General features: G+C 63.3%; 14 protein-coding genes. 3 read left to right on the forward strand and 11 right to left on the reverse strand.

The window, feature by feature from the left end; genetic code table 11:
* Positions 1 to 279: 279 nt before the first annotated feature.
* The 4 genes from IE243_RS06385 to IE243_RS06400 all read right to left on the reverse strand — a co-directional run bounded on the left by IE243_RS06385 (position 280) and on the right by IE243_RS06400 (position 7,075).
* Positions 280 to 3,624 (reverse strand): DNA translocase FtsK, encoded by a 3,345-nt coding sequence (locus IE243_RS06385; protein ID WP_191318498.1) that lies wholly within the window; start codon positions 3,622 to 3,624, stop codon positions 280 to 282.
* Between the two features lie 204 nt (positions 3,625 to 3,828).
* Positions 3,829 to 5,328 (reverse strand): ammonium transporter, encoded by a 1,500-nt coding sequence (locus IE243_RS06390; RefSeq protein ID WP_191318499.1) that lies wholly within the window; start codon positions 5,326 to 5,328, stop codon positions 3,829 to 3,831.
* Between the two features lie 32 nt (positions 5,329 to 5,360).
* A complete protein-coding gene (locus IE243_RS06395; RefSeq protein ID WP_191318500.1) occupies positions 5,361 to 5,699 on the reverse strand; it encodes a P-II family nitrogen regulator in 339 nt (112 codons plus the stop codon).
* Between the two features lie 491 nt (positions 5,700 to 6,190).
* Positions 6,191 to 7,075: an acyl-CoA thioesterase gene (locus IE243_RS06400; protein ID WP_191318501.1), complete on the reverse strand. Its 885-nt coding sequence runs from the start codon at positions 7,073 to 7,075 to the stop codon at positions 6,191 to 6,193.
* A gap of 178 nt (positions 7,076 to 7,253) precedes the next feature.
* Here IE243_RS06400 and IE243_RS06405 point away from each other — a divergent pair, with 178 nt between their 5' ends.
* The gene (locus tag IE243_RS06405; protein WP_244642858.1) at positions 7,254 to 8,486 is read left to right on the forward strand and encodes an FAD-dependent monooxygenase; all 1,233 of its coding nucleotides are present in this window, start codon (positions 7,254 to 7,256) and stop codon (positions 8,484 to 8,486) included.
* Positions 8,487 to 8,990: 504 nt separating this feature from the next.
* On the forward strand, positions 8,991 to 9,950 hold the full coding sequence (locus IE243_RS06410) for a GDP-L-fucose synthase family protein (protein WP_244642860.1): 960 nt from the start codon (positions 8,991 to 8,993) through the stop codon (positions 9,948 to 9,950).
* Between the two features lie 168 nt (positions 9,951 to 10,118).
* On the opposite strand, the gene rfbD is transcribed toward IE243_RS06410, so the two are convergent.
* From rfbD to ccmA, 5 genes are all read right to left on the reverse strand, one after another.
* Complete coding sequence (rfbD, locus tag IE243_RS06415; RefSeq protein WP_191318504.1) at positions 10,119 to 11,021, reverse strand: dTDP-4-dehydrorhamnose reductase; 903 nt, start codon at positions 11,019 to 11,021, stop codon at positions 10,119 to 10,121.
* A gap of 39 nt (positions 11,022 to 11,060) precedes the next feature.
* On the reverse strand, positions 11,061 to 11,618 hold the full coding sequence (rfbC, locus tag IE243_RS06420) for a dTDP-4-dehydrorhamnose 3,5-epimerase (RefSeq protein WP_191318505.1): 558 nt from the start codon (positions 11,616 to 11,618) through the stop codon (positions 11,061 to 11,063).
* Positions 11,619 to 11,646: 28 nt separating this feature from the next.
* Positions 11,647 to 12,708, reverse strand: a complete 1,062-nt coding sequence (rfbB, locus tag IE243_RS06425; protein WP_191318506.1) for a dTDP-glucose 4,6-dehydratase — start codon at positions 12,706 to 12,708, stop codon at positions 11,647 to 11,649.
* A gap of 122 nt (positions 12,709 to 12,830) precedes the next feature.
* Positions 12,831 to 13,499 (reverse strand): heme exporter protein CcmB, encoded by a 669-nt coding sequence (ccmB, locus tag IE243_RS06430; protein WP_191318507.1) that lies wholly within the window; start codon positions 13,497 to 13,499, stop codon positions 12,831 to 12,833.
* A complete protein-coding gene (gene ccmA / locus IE243_RS06435; protein ID WP_191318508.1) occupies positions 13,496 to 14,188 on the reverse strand; it encodes a heme ABC exporter ATP-binding protein CcmA in 693 nt (230 codons plus the stop codon). The genes ccmB and ccmA overlap by 4 nt, the downstream gene beginning before the upstream one ends.
* Positions 14,189 to 14,521: 333 nt before the next feature.
* Between ccmA and acnA the strand changes: the two genes are divergently transcribed.
* Positions 14,522 to 17,206 carry an aconitate hydratase AcnA gene (acnA, locus tag IE243_RS06440; protein WP_191318509.1) on the forward strand — a complete coding sequence of 895 codons (2,685 nt, stop codon included), beginning with the start codon at positions 14,522 to 14,524 and terminating at the stop codon, positions 17,204 to 17,206.
* Positions 17,207 to 17,315: 109 nt separating this feature from the next.
* Here the strand turns inward: acnA and IE243_RS06445 are convergent, their stop codons facing one another.
* Entirely contained in the window at positions 17,316 to 18,095 is a 780-nt protein-coding gene (locus IE243_RS06445) for an ABC transporter ATP-binding protein (protein WP_244642861.1), read from the reverse strand.
* A gap of 12 nt (positions 18,096 to 18,107) precedes the next feature.
* A complete protein-coding gene (locus IE243_RS06450) occupies positions 18,108 to 18,824 on the reverse strand; it encodes an ABC transporter permease (protein WP_191318510.1) in 717 nt (238 codons plus the stop codon).
* Positions 18,825 to 19,207: the final 383 nt, after the last annotated feature.

Raw genomic sequence — 19,207 nt, forward strand, 5'->3', positions numbered from 1 at the left:
TTCCACTGGAATTCCGCCTGGGCCCTCCCAGCGAAGCCAAGGCAAATGACCGCAGCAACGCCAGGCGCAATCCAGAGGGCTGGGCGATGTCCAGGCAGGCGATGCGCCTTGCGGGTCCCTGCAGAGACTGTCTCTGGCGACACATGCCGCATGACGTCACGCTCTCTGTTGTTCGTCTGCCGCGTCGGGAATGATGTTTCCCACGAAGGCTTGTCAGTCAAATGGCTCATTTTTCACAATATAGGCCGGGAAGCCGACATTGTGAGGGCGGGCTGGGAATCAGTCGTCTTCCTGCTCCCCACCGCCCTGAGCCAGAATCTCGCGCTTGCCGGCGTGGTTGGCCGCGCCAACGATGCCCTCCAGCTCCATGCGCTCCATCAGCGATGCAGCGCGGTTGTAGCCGATCTGCAGGCGGCGCTGGATATAGGACGTCGACGCCTTGCGGTCGCGCAGCACGATGGCGACAGCCTGATCGTAGAGGTCGCCGCCGGCGGAGGCCATGGCGCTCTGGTCGAAGACCGCGCCGCCTTCCTCGCCCTCGCCCTCTTCCATGGCCGTGACGGCTTCCAGATACTGCGGGCGCCCCTGCGACTTGAGGTGGGAAACGACCTTTTCCACCTCATTGTCGGAGACGAACGGACCGTGCACGCGGGTGACGCGACCGCCGCCGGCCATGTAGAGCATGTCGCCCTGGCCGAGCAGTTGCTCGGCGCCCTGTTCGCCAAGGATGGTGCGGCTGTCGATCTTTGAAGTGACCTGGAAGGAAATACGCGTCGGAAAATTGGCCTTGATCGTGCCGGTGATCACGTCCACCGACGGGCGCTGGGTGGCCAGCACCACATGGATGCCGGCGGCGCGGGCCATCTGGGCCAGACGCTGGATTGTGCCTTCGATCTCCTTGCCCGCCACCATCATCAGGTCGGCCATTTCGTCGACGATGACGACGATATAGGGCAACGGATCCAGATCCATCGCCTCTTCTTCGTACACCGGCTCGCCAGTTTGCTTGTCGAAACCGGTCTGCAGGGTGCGGGTGATGATCTCACCCTTGCGCCTGGCCTCGCCGACGCGGGTGTTGAAGCCGTCGATGTTGCGCACGCCGAGCTTCGACATCTTCTTGTAGCGGTCTTCCATCTCGCGCACCGCCCATTTGAGGGCGACGACCGCCTTCTTGGGGTCGGTGACGACCGGCGTCAGCAGGTGCGGGATGCCGTCGTAAATCGACAGCTCCAGCATCTTGGGGTCGACCATGATGAGACGGCATTCATCCGGCCGCAGCCGATACAGCAGCGACAGGATCATGGTGTTGATGGCGACCGACTTGCCCGATCCGGTGGTGCCGGCCACCAGCAGGTGCGGCATGCGGGCCAGGTCGGCGATCACCGGCTCGCCGCCGATCGTCTTGCCGAGGCACAGGCCAAGACGGGATTTGGACGACGAGAAATCTTCGCTGGCCAGAAGCTCGCGCAGATAGACCGTCTCGCGGTTGCTGTTGGGCAGTTCGATGCCAATGGCGTTGCGGCCGGGCACCACCGCCACGCGGGCCGAGATGGCGCTCATGGAGCGGGCAATGTCGTCGGCCAGGGAGATAACGCGGGAAGACTTGGTGCCCGGCGCCGGCTCCAGTTCGTACAGCGTCACCACCGGGCCAGGGCGCACATTGATGATTTCGCCCCGCACGCCGAAATCTTCCAGCACGCCTTCCAGTAGCGTGGCGTTCTGTTCCAGCGCTTCCACCGACAGCATGCTGTTGGCGGCTGGACGACGCGGCTCCGCCAGCAGCGCCAGTTCCGGCAACTGATAGCTCTCCGTATCGAACGTCGGCTGGGGCGGGGCTGCGGGGGTGCTGGCGACCGGCCGCGCCGTCGCCACGGCCACAGCGCCGCCCTGGGTCAGGGAAGGGCGCGACGCGACGGCGTCATCGTTCGCGGGACCTGCGGAGGTCATGGCGGCGGGAACCCCGACCCGGAGCGCATGAGGTGGAATCCGTGGCGCCATGGGGGCGACGGGGGCCGATTCCCCAGCCACGTCCACGTCGGCGTCGCTGATGGCGTCGTTGTCGTCTTCTGCTTCTTCCAGATCAGGCGCAAGGTCGCTCTCAGGTTCCTTGCGCTTGCGGCGCAGAACGAATGGCTGCGTTGCTTCGACAGGTGCGGTCCCCATCGTGTCGGTCACGCCAGAGGGATAGCCAGTCGTGTCGTCGCCGGCTGTATCTTCGCCATCGGGATTTTCCTCCGGCGCTGAGGCCTTCCTGCGGACGCGGGCGGCAAAGCGCGACGACAATTCAGCGGCGGCGGCAATTGCAGCGGCAGTCGGAATGATCTTCTGCGGAGCGGCCGCAACCCGGGTCGCAACGCCGGCTGCAGTGCGGGCTGCGACCGCCGTCGTCTCGGCCACATGCGTTATGGCGTGTGGGGTAACGGCCGCAGGCTCATGAGCCCGGACCGGCTGAGGTTGGGCATAGGCCGTTGGTGCTTCAACTGGCTCGGACCAGGCGGGAGCGACAGTCATATGCGACGCGGCCATGTCGGCTTCCGCGCCATAGCCAGCGTCCACCTCCTGACTGGCGGCGCGCATATGTGCGGGGGCATAGGCGGCATGCACCGGCGAGGGTGCTTCCTCCTGGCGCCACGGCGGTTCGATGACGCCCGACGGGGCTGCGACGCCCGGCGCTTCTTGCCACGTCGGCGGCATGCGCACGCGGGAGCGGGGAGCTTCGGCTGGCTGCGCCGAAGCTGCTGCATGCGCCAACGCCGGGGCGTAGTCTGGGCCGGTGTGGGAAAACTCATCAGGGAACGCGGCGGGCTCGACACGACCGCCGGACGTCCTGGCTGCGGCTCGGGAAGCCCCTGCCATGGCCGCAGCGCCAGCCGTGGCGGCCGTCATTTTGTTGCGGCGGCTGCGCCGGCGGCCAATCGCGGCCTTGAGCATCATGAAGCCATGCACGACGGCGCCGAGCGATACGATGCCGAGGCCGGGTTCGTCCGAATCAGTCTCCTTGCCCCGGGAGGCGCGCCATGAATCCATATCCGTGTCGTCTTCGCTGGCCTGATCGTCAAATCCGTAGCCGCAGGCCGCACTGAGGGCGAGAATGGCGATTGCGGCCATAATGAAGCCGGCGAGAACCCTGCCGAAGGCGCCGAGCACGCCCAATACGCCGCGTGCGGCGGACAGCAGGCCGTCGCCAACGACTCCGCCCAGCCCCGTGGGCAGCGGCCAACTACCCGTTGCCGGCATGGCGCTGGCGACGGCCGCTGCGGCGGCGGCGCCGATGATCCAGAGTGGAATCCGCCATTTCATGCCAGGCATGGTTCGGCGCGCCACCAGCGACACGCCCCAGACCGCCAGCGGCAACAGCCAGGCCACTGAGCCGAGCCCGAACAATTGCATCGCCATGTCGGAGATGACAGCGCCGGGCGCGCCCAGCCAGTTGGAAATCCGGCCATCGGTGGCGTGGGTCAGGCTGGGATCGCCGACCGACCACGTGATGAGGGCGATCGCCATGGTGATGGCGAAAACGATCAGGGCGATTCCAACCAGATCGAAGGCGCGCCGCTTCATGAAGTAGCGGGCGGCTAACGAGAGATCATGGGCTGGCGAGGTGGAACGTCTGACGGTGCGCATGCCGACCTGGCGGTTCGTGGAGATAGGGTGTGAGGCTAGCGGGCGGGGGTTAAGACCCGCTTAACCTTGTGACGGCGGCGCACGGCATTTGCCGGGCCCTGCGTGAAAAGAAAATCTCCGCGCCACGGGGCGCGGAGACGTGTGACGACTGTCGGGTCCGGGAGGAATTTCCAGGTCTGTTTCTCAAGGCCCCGGAGGTTTCCCTCAGTAGTTGTAGGCGCGTTCGCCGTGGTCGGAGATGTCGAGGCCTTCGCGCTCCTCCTCGACCGAGACCCGCAGGCCGATGACCAGATCGACGATCTTGAACAGGATAGCCGAGCCGACGCCCGAGAAAACGATGGTGAACAGCACCGCCTTTATCTGGGCCCAGACCTGCGTCGCCATCACATAGGTCGCAGGCGAGGCGGTTCCGGGATTGGCGGCGTAGTCGACAAGTCCGACGCCGCCAAGCGCCGGGGCGACGAGAACGCCGGTGGCGATGGCGCCGACGATCCCGCCGATGCAGTGCACGCCAAAGACGTCCGCCGTGTCGTCATAGCCAAACGTGTTCTTCACGGTGGTGCAGAAGAAGAAGCAGACCACGCCGGCGACCAGACCGAGGATGATTGAACCCATCGGACCGGCGAAGCCAGCCGCCGGGGTGATGGCGACCAGGCCGGCGACGGCGCCCGACACCAGACCGAGGAGCGACGCCTTGCCCTTGAAGGCCCACTCCACGAACATCCACGCCAGAGCCGCGGCGGCCGTGGCCACGAAGGTGTTGACGAAGGCCAGGGCGGCGCCGCCCGTCGCTTCCAGATTGGAGCCGGCGTTGAAGCCAAACCAGCCCAGCCACAGCAGCGATGCGCCGATCATGGTCATGGTCAGGGAGTGCGGCGCCATCAGTTCGCGCCCATAGCCAATGCGCTTGCCGATGATCAGGCAGCCGACGAAACCGGCAATGCCCGCATTGATGTGAACGACGGTGCCGCCGGCGAAGTCGAGCGCGCCCCACTTGAACAGCATGCCGGCGTCGGCGTTGACCGCGTCCAGCTTGGCCTGCGCCGCGGCCTTGGCCGTTTCGGTGGTCGCCGCCGCCAGTTCACGCGCCGCAGCCGCCACCGCGTCGGGACCGGCCCAGTACCAGACCATGTGCGCCATCGGGAAGTAGATGAAGGTGAGCCACAGACCGACGAACACCAGCAGCGCCGGGAAGCGGACGCGCTCGGCGAAGGCGCCGACGATCAGCGCCGGCGTGATGCAGGCGAAGGTCATCTGGAACGCCATGTAGATCAGCTCGGGAATCACCACGCCGTTGGAGAATGTGCCAGCGGTGCTCTCAGGCGTAATTCCGGACAGGAAAGACTTGGAGAAGCCGCCGACAAAGCTGTTCAGGGAGCCGCCATCGGTGAAGGCGAGGGAGTAGCCGTAGCAGACCCAGATCATCGCCGCGAGGCAGACGATGGCGAACACCTGGGTCAGGACGGAGAGCATGTTCTTGGTGCGGACCAGGCCGCCATAGAACAGGGCAAGGCCCGGGATCGACATTGCCAGAACGAGGATGGTCGAGATCGCCATCCAGGCAACGTCGCCCTTCGCTGGCGTGGGCCCGGCTGCGAGCGCCGCGGGAGCGCCCGCGAACAGGGCAAGCCCAATGCCGGCGGCGGCGGATCCCAGGGCCCTGGGCAGGCGCCGTGGCGCGCCGGTTGTGCGCATGAGCGTCATGTCATTTCTCCAGATACTGGCCGGCAGCGGGCTCAGAGTGCGTCTTCGTCAGTTTCGCCAGTGCGGATGCGCAGGGCTTTTTCAATGGCGGTCACAAAAATCTTGCCGTCGCCAATCTGGCCGGTGCGCGCCGCGCCAGCGATGGCCTCGACCGTCGCCTCGACCATCGCGGACGGCACTGCGACCTCGATCTTGATTTTGGGAAGGAAACTGACGGCGTATTCGGCGCCGCGATAGATTTCCGTATGGCCCCGCTGACGGCCGTAACCTTTGACTTCCGTTACGGTGAGGCCGTGGACGCCCAGGGAGGTGAGCGCATCGCGCACTTCCTCAAGCTTGAACGGCTTGATGATCGCCATGACGATCTTCATTGCTTTCCCCCGATTGCTGGTCGCGCGACAGGCCGGCGTGTCAGCCAGCATGTCGGTCGGCCCCAGTTCCTCCATGCATCCGTCGCAACGGCGGCCATGGCTCTGGATACGGAAAAGCAAGAATGGCGCCAGTTCTACGCGAACCAGTTATATTTTAATAATATTGTTTTGTTTCAATATGATATGAGATTGTCAGCAGGCCGTTTGACAGGCGCTGTCTCAGGCTGACGCCGGAATATATGGGACGGCCGGTCAATCGCGCCGATGTTCAACGGCCCACGGGAACAGTTCTGAACCGCCATGACGGCCTGGGAGCGCTGTTCCCAAAAAGTGGTTCTGAATCAGAACGATAAGGAAATTGATGGCAGTTGACCCCAAGGCCAGACCCGGGAGTGACTTCTGACGATATGGCGGGCAGGAAAGAGTACAGGCGCCGTTCGTATGGGCGCCTGTTTTTTAATCAGCGGCAATGACGTCTGCGTGTGCGCTTCCTAATCACGCGCCAGATCGGGGCGGGGACGGATCAGGCCTTCCTGCGCCACAGACGCGATCAGGCGGCCGTCCCGGGTATAGATGTTGCCGCGGGAGAGACCGCGGGCGCCGCCGGCGACTGGCGTGTCCTGAACATACAGCAGCCACTCATCGGCGCGGAAATCGCCATAGAACCACATGGCGTGATCAAGGCTGGCGCTCTGGATCGTCGGTTCGATGACGCTACGACCGTGGGGAAACAGGCTGACGTCCAGCAGCGTCATGTCGGAAGCATACGCCAGCACGCATTGATGAATGGCCAGATCGTCGGGCAGGCGGTTGGCGGCCCGAATCCACACGCAGAACGGCAGGGTCGTTGGTTCGCGGGCGAAATAGCGCGAGAAATAGTGTTGGTAGTCGACGGCCTTGATCTCGATTGGCTGCGCCGTTGAATAGTAGCGGCGCTGGTTCTCCGGCATTTTCGCCAGCAAGGCCGGATCAATGTCCGATTGGCTGGGAAGGTCTTCGGGCTGCGGCACATCTGGCGGCGGCTGGATATGTTCGAGCCCGGTCTCATCGACATGGAATGAGGCCGTGAGTGAAAAGATGGGTCGGCCGTGCTGGATGGCCGACACGCCACGCGTGGTGAAACTGCGTCCGTCGCGGATCCGGTCCACTTCATAGACAATTGGGACACGCGGATCGCCGCCGAGCAGAAAATAGCAGTGCATCGAATGCAATGTGCGCTGCTCGACGGTGCGGCACGCTGCGACCAGGGCCTGGCCGATGACCTGCCCGCCAAATACGCGCTGCCAGCGATCCTGCGGGCTTCTGCCGCGGAACAGGTTCACCTCAATCGGTTCGAGATCCAGAATCGACAGAAGGTTGTCGATGGCCTTGCTCATGGCGCCTCCGCCGGCCCTTCCGGGCCGATTGACCGTTGTTCCGGCGAAGTGTGACGCCTTTGCCGGTTGCTGTCATGTCCGTCCGGCGCGAAGGACAGGCGCTGGCATCCGCGCCGGCGTGAAAGTTGTGAGCGGGCGCGCTATATAGCGGATGTCCCGATCACAGGCAGGAAGCGTCGTGTCCCATTCCCCCCAGACCATCATCATTGCAGGCGGCGGCATTGCGGGAATGGCGCTGGCGGTGCTTCTGAAACAGGGGCTCGGCTCCGGCCTGGAGGTCGTGGTCTGCGACCCCGCGGCCCCGGAGGCCGCGCGAAATGCGCCAGGCGACAGTCCTCTCCGGGTCTCGGCGCTGGCGGCGGACGGCAGGCGGCTGCTTCAGCGCCTTGGCGTCTGGGAGGGGATTGCCTCCCGCGCACAGGCAATCGACAGCATGGACATCACCGACAGCATGCTGGCTGATCCGGTGCGTGCGAAACTGCTTTCCCTTTCAGGGGATGTCGGCGCCGGCGAACCATTCGCTCATATGCTGGCGAATGACCATGTATTGCACGCCCTGGCAAAAGCCGCTGTCGATGCTGGCGTCGAACTGTGCGAGGCGCGCGTCGAGCGCTGGCGGTGGAACGGGGCGGCGGCCGGCTTATCCGGAACGGCGACCCTTTCCGGTGGAGCGCAGCGTCAGGCCAGCCTGCTGGTGGCGGCCGACGGCTCCCGCTCGCGCCTGCGCGCTCTGGCAGGCATTGGCTGGCATGGTTGGGGCTACGGGCAAACCGCCATTGTCGCCACGATCGCACATGAGCGTCCGCACGCGGGCAGGGCCACCCAGCACTTTCTGCCTTCCGGTCCGTTCGCCATCTTGCCGTTGACCGGATGCAGGTCATCAATCGTCTGGACCGAAAGGGCGGCCGACGTGCCAGCCCTTATGGCGATGGACGCCGAGGATATGCTCACGGAAATCCGCCGCCGGTTTGGCCTGGAGCGCGGTTCACTGCGGCTTGAAACGTGGCCTGTGGGCGTGTTTCCGCTTGCGCTCGGCGTGGCGCGCCGCTTTTACGCCGATGGTCTGGCCCTCGTGGGCGACGCCGCCCACCAGGTTCATCCGATTGCCGGCCAGGGGCTCAATCTGGGCCTGAGGGATGTGATGGCGCTGGGCGACGCTTTGATCGACGCCATTCGCATTGGTTTGCCGGCTGGCGGCATGGATTTGCTGCGCGCCTATGACCGTAACCGGCGCACTGACGTTATCGCCATGGCGGTGGTGACCGACGGACTGAACCGGTTGTTCTCCAATGATTTTACTCCGGTACGGCTGATTCGTGATCTGGGCGCGCGGCTGGCCGGACGTTCTTCAACTGTGAAACAGATGTTGATCCGCGAAGCGGCTGGCGTCGGCGCGCCCACACGCAACTGAGAGGTAGAAGCGGCCCCTGTCATTGGGGAACAAGGGCTTGGAAAGTTCAGGTTCCATCGGAGCGCACGCAACCTGGCCTCTGGATGTTGCGCCTGATGAAGGCAGCAACTATGTGTTCCTGCCTTCTGTTCCTCCTGCTTTCATTTGTCTTCTTCCAACTGGACGTGTGCATACATGTGGCCTTCAGTTTGCCGAAGAAGGCGGCCAGTTATCGATAGGCAGACGTAAAAGATTTTATATGAAAAAATAATGAAAATTGTTGTATTGATATTTCAATTTATTTGGTAGCGTTCGCTTAAAGCTACATGAGTGATGAGGCGACGCTCAATGAAGGCGCTTTCTTATGTCGGCCATGCAAGATTAACGTCGGGCGCTGCGACACAGGGCCAAACTATTAGTGCACCTCACATTTCTCCACTTCCGGGCATCGTCGGGCGCATTGATCTGCCTGCGCCAGGAAATGATGTCCTCCCGGCGCCCTCGTGCAGGCTGGAGCGCGCGCGGGTGTTCATCGCGGGTCACGCCGGGCTGGTTGGCGGTGCGTTGCGGCGACGGCTGTTGCAGGAGCGCTGCGATATCCTGACAATCGACCGGCGGCGGCTGGACTTGCGACGGCAACAGGACGTCGAAAACTGGATGGCGGAAAACCGGCCCGACATCGTGTTGCTGGCCGCGGCGACAGTCGGCGGCATTGTCGCCAACAACACCCGGCCAGCGGAGTTTCTGACGGATAATCTGGCGATTGCCTGCAATGTCATCGAAGCCGCTCGCAAATACGATGTTGGCAAGCTGGTATTTCTTGGATCAAGCTGCATTTACCCTAGAGATGCGTCGCAGCCGGTGACGGAGGACGCCTTGCTGACGGGTGCGCTGGAACCGACCAACGAGGCCTACGCCGTTGCCAAGATCGCTGGACTGAAGTTGGCGCAGGCGATCCGGCGACAATATGGGCGGGACTTCATATCGGTGATGCCGACTAACCTGTATGGGCCGGGCGACAGGTTCGATCCGGAGCGCGGGCATGTCATCCCGGCCCTGGTTCATCGCATGAGTGAGGCAAAAGCTGCAGGAACTCCTGAATGCGTGATCTGGGGCTCGGGGCTTGTCTGGCGTGAGTTCCTGCATGTGGATGACTGCGCCGACGGCGTCGTTCATGCCCTGCAATATTATTCTGGCGATGCGCCCCTCAACATCGGCTCGGGCGAGGAAGTGTCGATCGCGACCCTGGCGACCCTGATCGCGCAGGCGGTGGGCTATCGGGGCCGGATTGTTTTCGACCCGGCGCGTCCGGAAGGTCCGCGGCGCAAGTTGCTCGACAGTTCGCGGATCCGGGCGCTTGGCTGGCGTCCCCGCGTTGGTTTGCGCGATGGCCTGGTGGATACGGTGCGCTGGTGGCGCGCGCAGGGCCATGTGGCGCCGGCGCCCAGTTCCGCACGACTGGCCCTATGCCATGCCGAGGTTTGATCCGCCGGAGTTCGATTGTGAGGCAACGCCCCGAACTGGATCCGTTCCCGGGAGATTGCTCCTGAGATCCCCGTGAATGGGGAACCGACTGTCCTCACAAGACGGGGGTCCTGATCGAATTGCTCTTCGGCACAATCAGGATCGCGTGCTGGCGAGACGTCGCGCGCTTCAGCCGTCGGCCAGAATGCGCCGGACGATATCCGCCACCGGCTTTTCCCAGAATGGCAGGCGCACGCCGTGCGCCTGTTCCAGTCGTGTGCAATCGAGCAACGAGTTGCGCGGCCGGGCGGCGGGGGTTGGATATTCGGCTGTGGTGATGCGGCGCACCTGAGCCGAGGGGCCGCCAAGATCGCGGGAGGCGCCGAAAATCTGTTCGGCGAAATCCGCCCATGTCGGGGCCGTGCTGCCTGCGGTCGCCGTCATGTGGAACACGCCGTGCAGCGCACGATCATCAGGATGGGCGACAAGATGGCGGGCTACGGCGATCACGCCGTCAGCGATGTCAAGAGCTGAGGTTGGCGCCCCGGTCTGGTCGGCGACAACGGACAGCTCGTCACGGCTTTCAGCAAGTCTGAGCATGGTTCTGACGAAGTTCTTGCCGAACGGGCTATAGACCCAGGCCGTGCGCAGGATGACAGCTTTTGGCGTGGCCGCCTGCACCGCCATTTCGCCGGCAAGTTTGGTCTTGCCATAGACAGAAAGTGGATCGGGGCTGTCGTCCTCGGTCCAGGCGCCGGCCTTCTGGCCATTAAAGACATAGTCGGTTGATATCTGGATGAAGGGGATGTTGGCCCGCGCCGCCGCCTGGGCCACGGCTTCGGCGCCATCGCAATTCACCGTCTGGGCGACGCCGGGTTCGGATTCGGCCTGATCCACCGCCGTATAGGCTGCGGCGTTGACGATCACATCGCAGTCGACGCGGGCCAGCGCACTGGCGATGGCGTGCGGCCGCGTCAGGTCAAGGTCCGGCCTGCCCATGGCGATAACCGACAGGTCGTCGTCTGCAACCTTGGCCCGCTCCAGCAGCGAACGCACGAGCTGCCCTTCCGTTCCGGTCACCAGAATCCGCATGCGATCTCCACCGTCATGTTCCGTCATGCCTGTCGGCGCTCAATCGAACCAGGGCTGAAGCTCGGCCAGGCGCGGCTGCTTCTGGTCCTTCGGCGACAGCAGGGCCTGGGCGCCCGATACCGGCCAGTCGATGCCGATATCCGGGTCGTTCCACAATACGCCATGGTCGTTGGCGGCCGAATAGGGCGCCGTCACCTTGTACTGGACCTCGGTGTCAGGCTCGAGCGTGCAGAAGCCATGGGCAAACCCCACAGGCACCCAGAGCTGGCGCCAGTTTTCGGCGGAGAGCTCAACAGCCACGTGCTGCCCGTAGGTCGGCGATGACCTGCGCAGGTCGACGGCGACGTCGAGAATCCGTCCGCGCGACACGCGCACCAGCTTGTCCTGGGCGAACGGCGCCGACTGAAAGTGCAGGCCACGCACTGTGCCAACCGGACCGGACAGCGAATGGTTGTCCTGGACGAAATCGGCGTCGACGCCCGCTGCGCGCATGGCCTCCCGATTCCAGGTTTCACTGAAGAAGCCGCGCTGGTCGCCGTGGCGCGCCGGCGTGATGATTTTGACATCCGGTAGAGCTGTGGAGGTGACGGAAAGCATGGGAAGCCTACTGTTTTTCTATGGCGGATCAGGCGGACAGACCGAGGCGTTCACCACGATAGCCCCCCGAACGGACCCGCTCCCACCATTGCTGGTTGGCGAGGTACCATTCAACGGTTTTGCGCAGGCCGCTTTCAAACGTCTCTTTCGGCTTCCAGCCCAGTTCGCGCTCAATCTTGCCGGCGTCGATGGCGTAGCGCTGGTCATGGCCGGGACGGTCCGCGACCCAGTTGATCAACCGCTCATGGCCGCCTGCGGCGCCGTCAGGCGCCAGTTCGTCGAGCAGGGCGCAGATGGCGCGCACCACGTCGATGTTCGTCCGCTCGTTCCAGCCGCCGATATTGTAACTTTCGCCGACGCGGCCGCGCGTCGCCACTTCGATCAGCGCCTCGGCGTGATCGTCGACGTACAGCCAGTCGCGCACGTTGTCGCCCTTGCCGTAGACCGGCAGCGGCTTGCCCTCGAGCGCGTTGATGATCATCAGCGGGATCAGCTTCTCGGGAAAGTGATACGGCCCATAATTGTTCGAGCAATTGGTCATCACCGTGGGCAGGCCATAGGTGTGATGCCAGGCCCGGACGAAATGGTCGGACGCCGCCTTGGAGGCGGAATAAGGCGAGTTGGGCTGGTAAGGCGTTTCTTCGTGGAAAAAGCCGTCGGCGCCCAGGGAGCCGAACACCTCGTCCGTCGAAATGTGATGAAAGCGGAACGCCGCGCGTCCAGCTTCGTCCAGACCGCGCCAGTAACCGAGGGCGGCCTGCAGCAGGATGAAGGTCCCGGTAACGTTGGTGGACAGGAACTCGGCTGGGCCGTCGATCGAGCGATCGACGTGACTTTCGGCGGCGAGATGCATGATGACGTCCGGCCGGAAAGAGGCCACTGCTGCGTCCATGGCGTCTTGGTCGCGAATGTCGGCCTGCAGGAAGCGGTAACGTGGGCTGTTGGCGACCGGCTCGATCGAATCGAGGTTACCGGCGTAGGTCAGCGCGTCGACAACGAGCACGTCGTGTGGCGTGTCGCGCACCAGTTTGCGGACCACTGCGGATCCGATGAAGCCCGCTCCGCCAGTAACCAGAAAACGTTTCGCCATAACCTGCCTGCATAGCTTCATCTAAATAAGGATTTGCACCGACCATGTATCATGGGGGGCGTTTCAGGCCCAGAGTGGGCGCCGTTGCCTTGCTGTCAATCCTCGGATCGGCCGGCCTCGGCTCAATCGTTCGCCCGGAGCGCTGCGGCCGACGCCGCGCAGCCGACAACCATGGAGAACAGACTCAGCGCCGCCAGCGCCAGTATGGGCGTCCGGAATGGCGTCAGGCCGTCCAGAGCCGCCATGGTGGCTGATACGCCGAAAATCAGCACGGGCGTCATCAGCGGCAGCGACAGGATCGCCAGCAACAGGCCGCCGCGTCGCATTCCGGAGGTCAATGCGGCTCCGGTGGCGCCGATAAAAACCAGCGCTGGCGTGCCAATGAGCAGGGTGATGGTGACAGCCAGCATGGCGACCGGCGATAGCGCCAGCAGCAGCCCATAGACGGGAGCGGCGATCACCAGGGGCAGACCGGTTACAAGCCAGTGCGCCGTGGCCTTGGCCAGCACAACCAGTTCCAGCGGAGCCGATGACAGTCGCATCTGCTGCAGCGAACCATCCTCGACATCAGCCTGAAACAGGCGGTCCAGGCCGAGGAGGATGGACAGGACGGCCGCGAGCCAGAGCATCGCCGGCCCAATACGCGCCAGCAGCGCCGGATCAGGTCCGATGGCCAGCGGCGTCATGGTGACGATCAGCAGAAAGAAAACCAGGCCAAGCGCCGCCCCACCGCCCTGACGCAGGGCGAGACGAATGTCGCGCTGGAGGATGGCCGCCAGCGCTCCGGTCATTGTCCGGCCCGCGCTGGAGCGTATCCCATCAGCAATTCGTCTTCGCAGTCATCGTCCTCCCAGAAGGGCTCTTCGTCGCCGGCGTCAACCGGAGGAGGGGCAAGATGCAGCGTCTGGGCGTCATCAATGCCAAGGGGTTGATGGGTCGCTGCAACGATAATGCCGCCTTCCGCCAGGTGCCGTTGCATCAGACCGGTGAGGCCGCGAATCGCGCGTTGGTCGAGGGCGCCCGCCGGTTCATCCATCAGCCAGATCGGCCGGCTGCATGACAGGAGACGCGCAAGGGAAACCCGACGGCGCTGCCCGGCTGAAAGATGCTCCACCGGCATAGCGATGGCATGGCTGAGGCCAACAGCCAGCAAGGCTTCGTCAATGTCCATGGCGGAGGCGCCCAGAAGGTTCCGCGCCCAGGACAGGTTTTCCTGGACGGTCAATGACGGCTTCAGACCGTCGCGATGCGCCATCAGGCCGATCAGTTCGCCGGGCGTTTGCTCAGGATCGCCGGAGAGCGCGATCTCGCCTTCAGCCGGCGTCAGAAGTCCGGCAATCATGGCGATGAGGCTGGATTTTCCCGCGCCATTGTCTCCGGTGACGACAAGCGCTGATCCTGACGCCACGCGAAAGGAGATGTCGCGGAAAATGAGGCGGCCGCCACGGCGGCACGACAGGTTGCTGGCTGTGAGGATCATGATGGCTGTGTGCCATGCCGCGAAGCGCCGGGCAACGGGCCGGAAAGGCGTCGAACCGACTGGCGAATGGCGGCGCGCGTAGATTGGAATGACTCGCGGCTATGGCGGAAGATGAAGAAACGCTCTATAAAATCAGGAGCTGCGCCGCGCGCGTGACGCGCGGGGCCTGGGCACTCCCGGGGCGGCGCGCGCATTGGGCGCCCAGACGATGCCGGCCATACCGGCGACGTCAGGGGTCCGCTGTCATCCGGAAGGTGACCGGTCGCCCTGTCCGCAGGCGTTGGCGACACAGGCGTCGGTCGGTCTCCCCCGCAGTCACGCTCAGGAATCGCCATGACTTCTCTCGACAGTTTCAAAAGCCGCCAGATGCTTCAGGTCGGCGAACGCGCCTATGCCTATTATTCTTTGCTGAAGGCAGAGGAAAATGGCCTTCCGGACGTATCGCGCCTGCCGTTTTCTCTGAAAGTTCTGCTCGAGAACCTGCTGCGGTTTGAAGATGACCGCTCCGTCCGCAAGGACGACATTCTGGCGATCGCCGCTTTCGTCAATAACCGGGGCGCCGAAGAGCGTGAAATCGCCTTCCGTCCGGCTCGCGTACTGATGCAGGATTTTACTGGCGTGCCGGCGGTGGTGGATTTGGCGGCCATGCGCGACGCCATGAACAGCCTCGGCGCCGATCCGGTGAAAATCAATCCGCTGGTGCCGGTTGATCTGGTTATCGACCACTCGGTGATCGTCGACGAGTTCGGTACGCCGAGAGCCTTTGGCGACAATGTCCGTCTGGAATACCAGCGTAATGAAGAGCGCTACAAGTTCCTGCGCTGGGGGTCCGAGGCGTTCAACAATTTCCGCGTCGTGCCGCCCGGCACGGGCATTTGCCACCAGGTGAACCTCGAATACCTGTCGCAGACCGTCTGGACCCGTGATGAAAACGGCGTCGAAATGGCCTACCCGGATACCTTGGTCGGGACCGATTCGCACACCACGATGGTCAACGGCGTCGCCGTGCTTGGCTGGGGCGTCGGCGGTATCGAGGCTGAGGCGGCCATGTTGGGGCAGCCGCTGTCGATGCTGATTCCTGAAGTGGTCGGCTTCAAGCTCGCTGGCAAATTGCGCGAAGGCGTCACCGCGACCGACCTGGTCCTGACCGTGACCCAGATGCTGCGCAAGCGCGGTGTGGTCGGCAAGTTCGTTGAGTTCTACGGCCCAGGCCTCGACGCCATGACCGTTGAAGACCGCGCCACCATCAGCAACATGGCCCCGGAATATGGCGCCACCTGCGGTTTCTTCCCGATCGATCAGGCGACGGTTGACTGGCTGGCCAAGACCGGCCGGGCTCCGGAGCGCGTGGCGCTGGTGGCCGAATATGCCAAAGCTCAGGGTCTTTTCCGCACGACCGATACGCCGGATCCGGTTTTCAGCGACACGCTGTTTCTTGATCTGAACGATGTGGAGCCATCACTTGCTGGCCCCAAGCGTCCGCAGGACCGCGTACTGCTGAGCGGCGCGAAGCAGGGCTTTGTTGTTTCAATGGAGAGCGAGTTCAACAAGGCTGCCGAAATTGCAAAGCGCTATCAGGTCGAAGGCAAGAACTTCGACCTTGGCCACGGCGATGTGGTGATCGCCGCCATCACCTCCTGCACCAATACCTCCAACCCCAGCGTGATGATCGGCGCCGGCCTGCTTGCCCGCAACGCCGCCGCGAAGGGGCTGAAGTCGAAGCCGTGGGTCAAGACTTCGGTGGCTCCCGGATCACAGGTCGTGGGCGAGTACCTCGCCAAGTCAGGGCTGCAGGCCGAACTCGACAAGCTGGGTTTCAACCTGGTCGGCTTCGGCTGCACGACCTGTATTGGCAATTCGGGTCCGCTGCCGGCGGAGATCTCCAAGGCGATCAACGACAATGATATTGTCGCCGCCGCCGTGCTGTCGGGTAACCGCAACTTCGAAGGACGCGTCAATCCGGACGTGCGCGCCAACTATCTGGCTTCGCCGCCCCTGGTCGTCGCCTATGCCCTCGCAGGATCGCTGCAAGTCGATCTGACAAAGGACCCGTTGGGCGTCGGTTCTGACGGCCAGCCGGTGTACCTGCGCGACATCTGGCCGAACTCCGCCGAAATCCAGGAGTTCATCGACCGGAACATCTCGCAGGCGCTGTTTCGCGCCCGATATGCTGACGTGTTCACTGGCGACGAAAACTGGCGGAAGATCGAGATTTCTGGCGGTAATACCTATGGGTGGGACAACAAGTCCACCTATGTGCAGAATCCGCCCTATTTCGTCGGCATCACCAAAACGCCGAAGCCGGTCGAGGACATTGTCGGCGCCCGCGTGCTCGGACTGTTCCTCGACTCGATCACAACCGACCACATTTCGCCCGCCGGCTCCATCAAGGCGGCGAGCCCAGCCGGCAAATATCTGCTGGAGCACGGCGTCGCGGTGGCGGATTTCAACCAGTACGGCACCCGCCGCGGCAACCATGAAGTCATGATGCGCGGCACCTTCGCCAACATCCGCATCAAGAACCAGATGGTTCCGGGCGTGGAAGGCGGCGTCACCGTCCATTATCCGGATGGCGAACAGATGCCGATCTACGACGCCGCCATGAAGTACCAGGCCGAAGGCACGCCGCTGGTGGTGTTCGCAGGCAAGGAATATGGCACCGGTTCGTCGCGTGACTGGGCCGCCAAGGGCACCAATCTGCTTGGCGTGCGCGCCGTGATCACCGAGAGCTTCGAGCGCATCCACCGTTCGAATCTGGTCGGCATGGGCGTATTGCCGCTGGTGTTCGAGCCTGGGACAAACTGGCAGACCCTCGGTCTGAAGGGCAACGAAACTGTCACGATCCATGGCCTCGGCGAAAGCCTGAGGCCGCGTCAGACGCTGACGGCGGACATCACCCGCGCCAACGGCGAAAAGCTGAGCGTGCCGCTGATTTGCCGCATCGATACCCTCGATGAGCTGGAGTATTTCCGCAACGGCGGCATCCTGCACTATGTGCTGCGTCAGCTCGCGGCCTGAGGCGACGACGCACGCAGCTGCAAATGAAATGGCCCGGGACAGATGTCCCGGGCCATTTTTTTGTCAGGGTATATGGCTGGCGGGCCGCCGGGGCCGGAACCCGCAAGGACTACGCGCCGCTTACCGCGGAGGTTTCTTTTTTCATCTCAGGAATTTCCATCCCATGCCGCACGATAGCCTCCTCAATTGGGCCGTCGAAGGCGATCTGGCCATGCTCCATGACGATGCCGCGCGTACAATATTCCAGCAACGATTTTGGGTCATGCGAAGCCAGCACAAGAATGCCGGCGCTGGCGATCAGTTCCTGTACCCGTTGCCGCGCCTTGCTGGCGAAAGCGGCGTCGCCGACGCTGATCAGCTCGTCCATTAGCAGGATGTCGGGGCGGATCGCCGTGGAGATGGCGAAGGCCAGTCGCATGTTCATGCCGGATGAATAGGTCCGCATGGGCAAATCGAGAAAATCACCGATTTCGGCGAACTCGGCGATTTCTGGAATACGCTCCCGCGCTTCCGGAATGGTCATGCCGATGATCGCTCCACGCAGGACAATGTTTTCAGCGCCGCTCATCTCCGGGTCCATGCCCATGGTGATGTCGAGCAGTGACGACACGGCGCCCTGGATTTCGGCGGAGCCTGACGATGGCTCATAGGCGCCCGAGAGCACCCGCAGCAGCGTGGATTTGCCGGCGCCATTGTGGCCGAGAAGGCCCAGCCGGTCGCCATTGGTCAGCCTGAGATTGACGTTCTTCAGGGCGTTGACAGAAACAACGTCGCCGTCAGCAGCGACAGAGCCACCGACGCGAGCCATCAGATTGCGCCGGATTGAGCGGCCGCGTGCGTTATAGATCGGGAATTCGACGCAGGCGTTTTCAAGGATAATCGAGGCCAAGGCGTCTCTCCCTCACAGCCAGTAAACGATACGCGCGCGCAACCTGGCGAACAGGGGGCCGGTGACGGCGTACAGCAGCGCGATCATGAGAAAGGCGACGCCCCAGGTCCACAGGCTTGGCGCACGTCCATTCATCGGTTCGGCGACGATCCGCAGGAATATGGCGAAGGGATTGAGGCCGACGACGAAGGGGGCGGCGGAGCCCAACTGGTCGACCTTCCACATGATGGGCGTGAGGAAGAAAGCGATCTGCAGTACGTTCTGGATGATCACCGGGGTGTCACGAAAACGGGTGGAGATCATGCCAATCAACATCACAACCGGATAGGCGGCGACCAGCAACATGATCATGCCCGGAATGGCGAGCAGCATTTCCCAGTCGGGCCAGATGCCGAACAACAGGAACACCAGCGGAATAATGATAATGTTATGCGCAAACATAATGAGGTTGCGCATGATAAGTCGCATGGCGAACAGGGTTTTCGGCATCGCCTCCTGGCGGAGATAAACGCCCGAGCTGCTAAATACGCCCGTTGCGTCCATGATGATGCCCTGGATCAGCGTCCAGACCACGTAGTTAACCGCCAGATAGGGCAAATAGGTGCGAATATCCTGCTTGAACAACGTCGAGTAGACAAGGCCAATGCCGCCCACGAACGCCGCCATGCTGAGGGTGATCCAGAAAGGACCGACGCGCGAACGCTTGTAGCGCTGGCGTATGTCGGTCATCGCCAGCAGGTTCCAGACATGCCACGCTGACAACCCCTGTCGCGCGTCTGCGATCGCCCGTTGCCAATCCCGGGGTGATGGCTTGAGAGACATGATACTCCTGGAGCCTGGTCGCCCCATCGGGGCGATGGCGGGGCGGACGCGACGCCGGCTCACCGCTCTGTTAGAAAAATGTGACCTTGTATGAGTGGTGGGCCACCAGATCGAAAGGCGCACCTATACATCATGGACGCATGCCGCGATACGGCGTCTTGTGGTGGATGACAGGCTGATGGTTCATGTCACAATCGGCCAAACCTCTGGATAATTGCGGCGCGAACGCGGGAAGCGCCGCGATCAAATCCGCCGAACGCCATTGGACAACACCCCCGACGGCGGTATAG

Origin of the sequence: Camelimonas fluminis (genome assembly GCF_014656355.1) — a bacterium.
Taxonomy (GTDB): domain Bacteria; phylum Pseudomonadota; class Alphaproteobacteria; order Rhizobiales; family Beijerinckiaceae; genus Camelimonas; species Camelimonas fluminis.

Bases quoted from the DNA above. Each gene is read 5' to 3' on its own strand.
- rfbB (WP_191318506.1), bottom strand. From the start codon at position 12,708: ATGGCGAAACGTTTTCTGGTTACTGGCGGAGCGGGCTTCATCGGATCC.
- ccmB (WP_191318507.1), bottom strand. From the start codon at position 13,499: ATGACCGGAGCGCTGGCGGCCATCCTCCAGCGCGACATTCGTCTCGCC.
- IE243_RS06385 (WP_191318498.1), bottom strand. From the start codon at position 3,624: ATGCGCACCGTCAGACGTTCCACCTCGCCAGCCCATGATCTCTCGTTA.
- IE243_RS06450 (WP_191318510.1), bottom strand. From the start codon at position 18,824: ATGACCGACATACGCCAGCGCTACAAGCGTTCGCGCGTCGGTCCTTTC.
- rfbC (WP_191318505.1), bottom strand. From the start codon at position 11,618: ATGCTTTCCGTCACCTCCACAGCTCTACCGGATGTCAAAATCATCACG.
- ccmA (WP_191318508.1), bottom strand. From the start codon at position 14,188: ATGATCCTCACAGCCAGCAACCTGTCGTGCCGCCGTGGCGGCCGCCTC.
- acnA (WP_191318509.1), top strand. From the start codon at position 14,522: ATGACTTCTCTCGACAGTTTCAAAAGCCGCCAGATGCTTCAGGTCGGC.
- IE243_RS06390 (WP_191318499.1), bottom strand. From the start codon at position 5,328: ATGACGCTCATGCGCACAACCGGCGCGCCACGGCGCCTGCCCAGGGCC.
- IE243_RS06400 (WP_191318501.1), bottom strand. From the start codon at position 7,075: ATGAGCAAGGCCATCGACAACCTTCTGTCGATTCTGGATCTCGAACCG.
- rfbD (WP_191318504.1), bottom strand. From the start codon at position 11,021: ATGCGGATTCTGGTGACCGGAACGGAAGGGCAGCTCGTGCGTTCGCTG.
- IE243_RS06395 (WP_191318500.1), bottom strand. From the start codon at position 5,699: ATGAAGATCGTCATGGCGATCATCAAGCCGTTCAAGCTTGAGGAAGTG.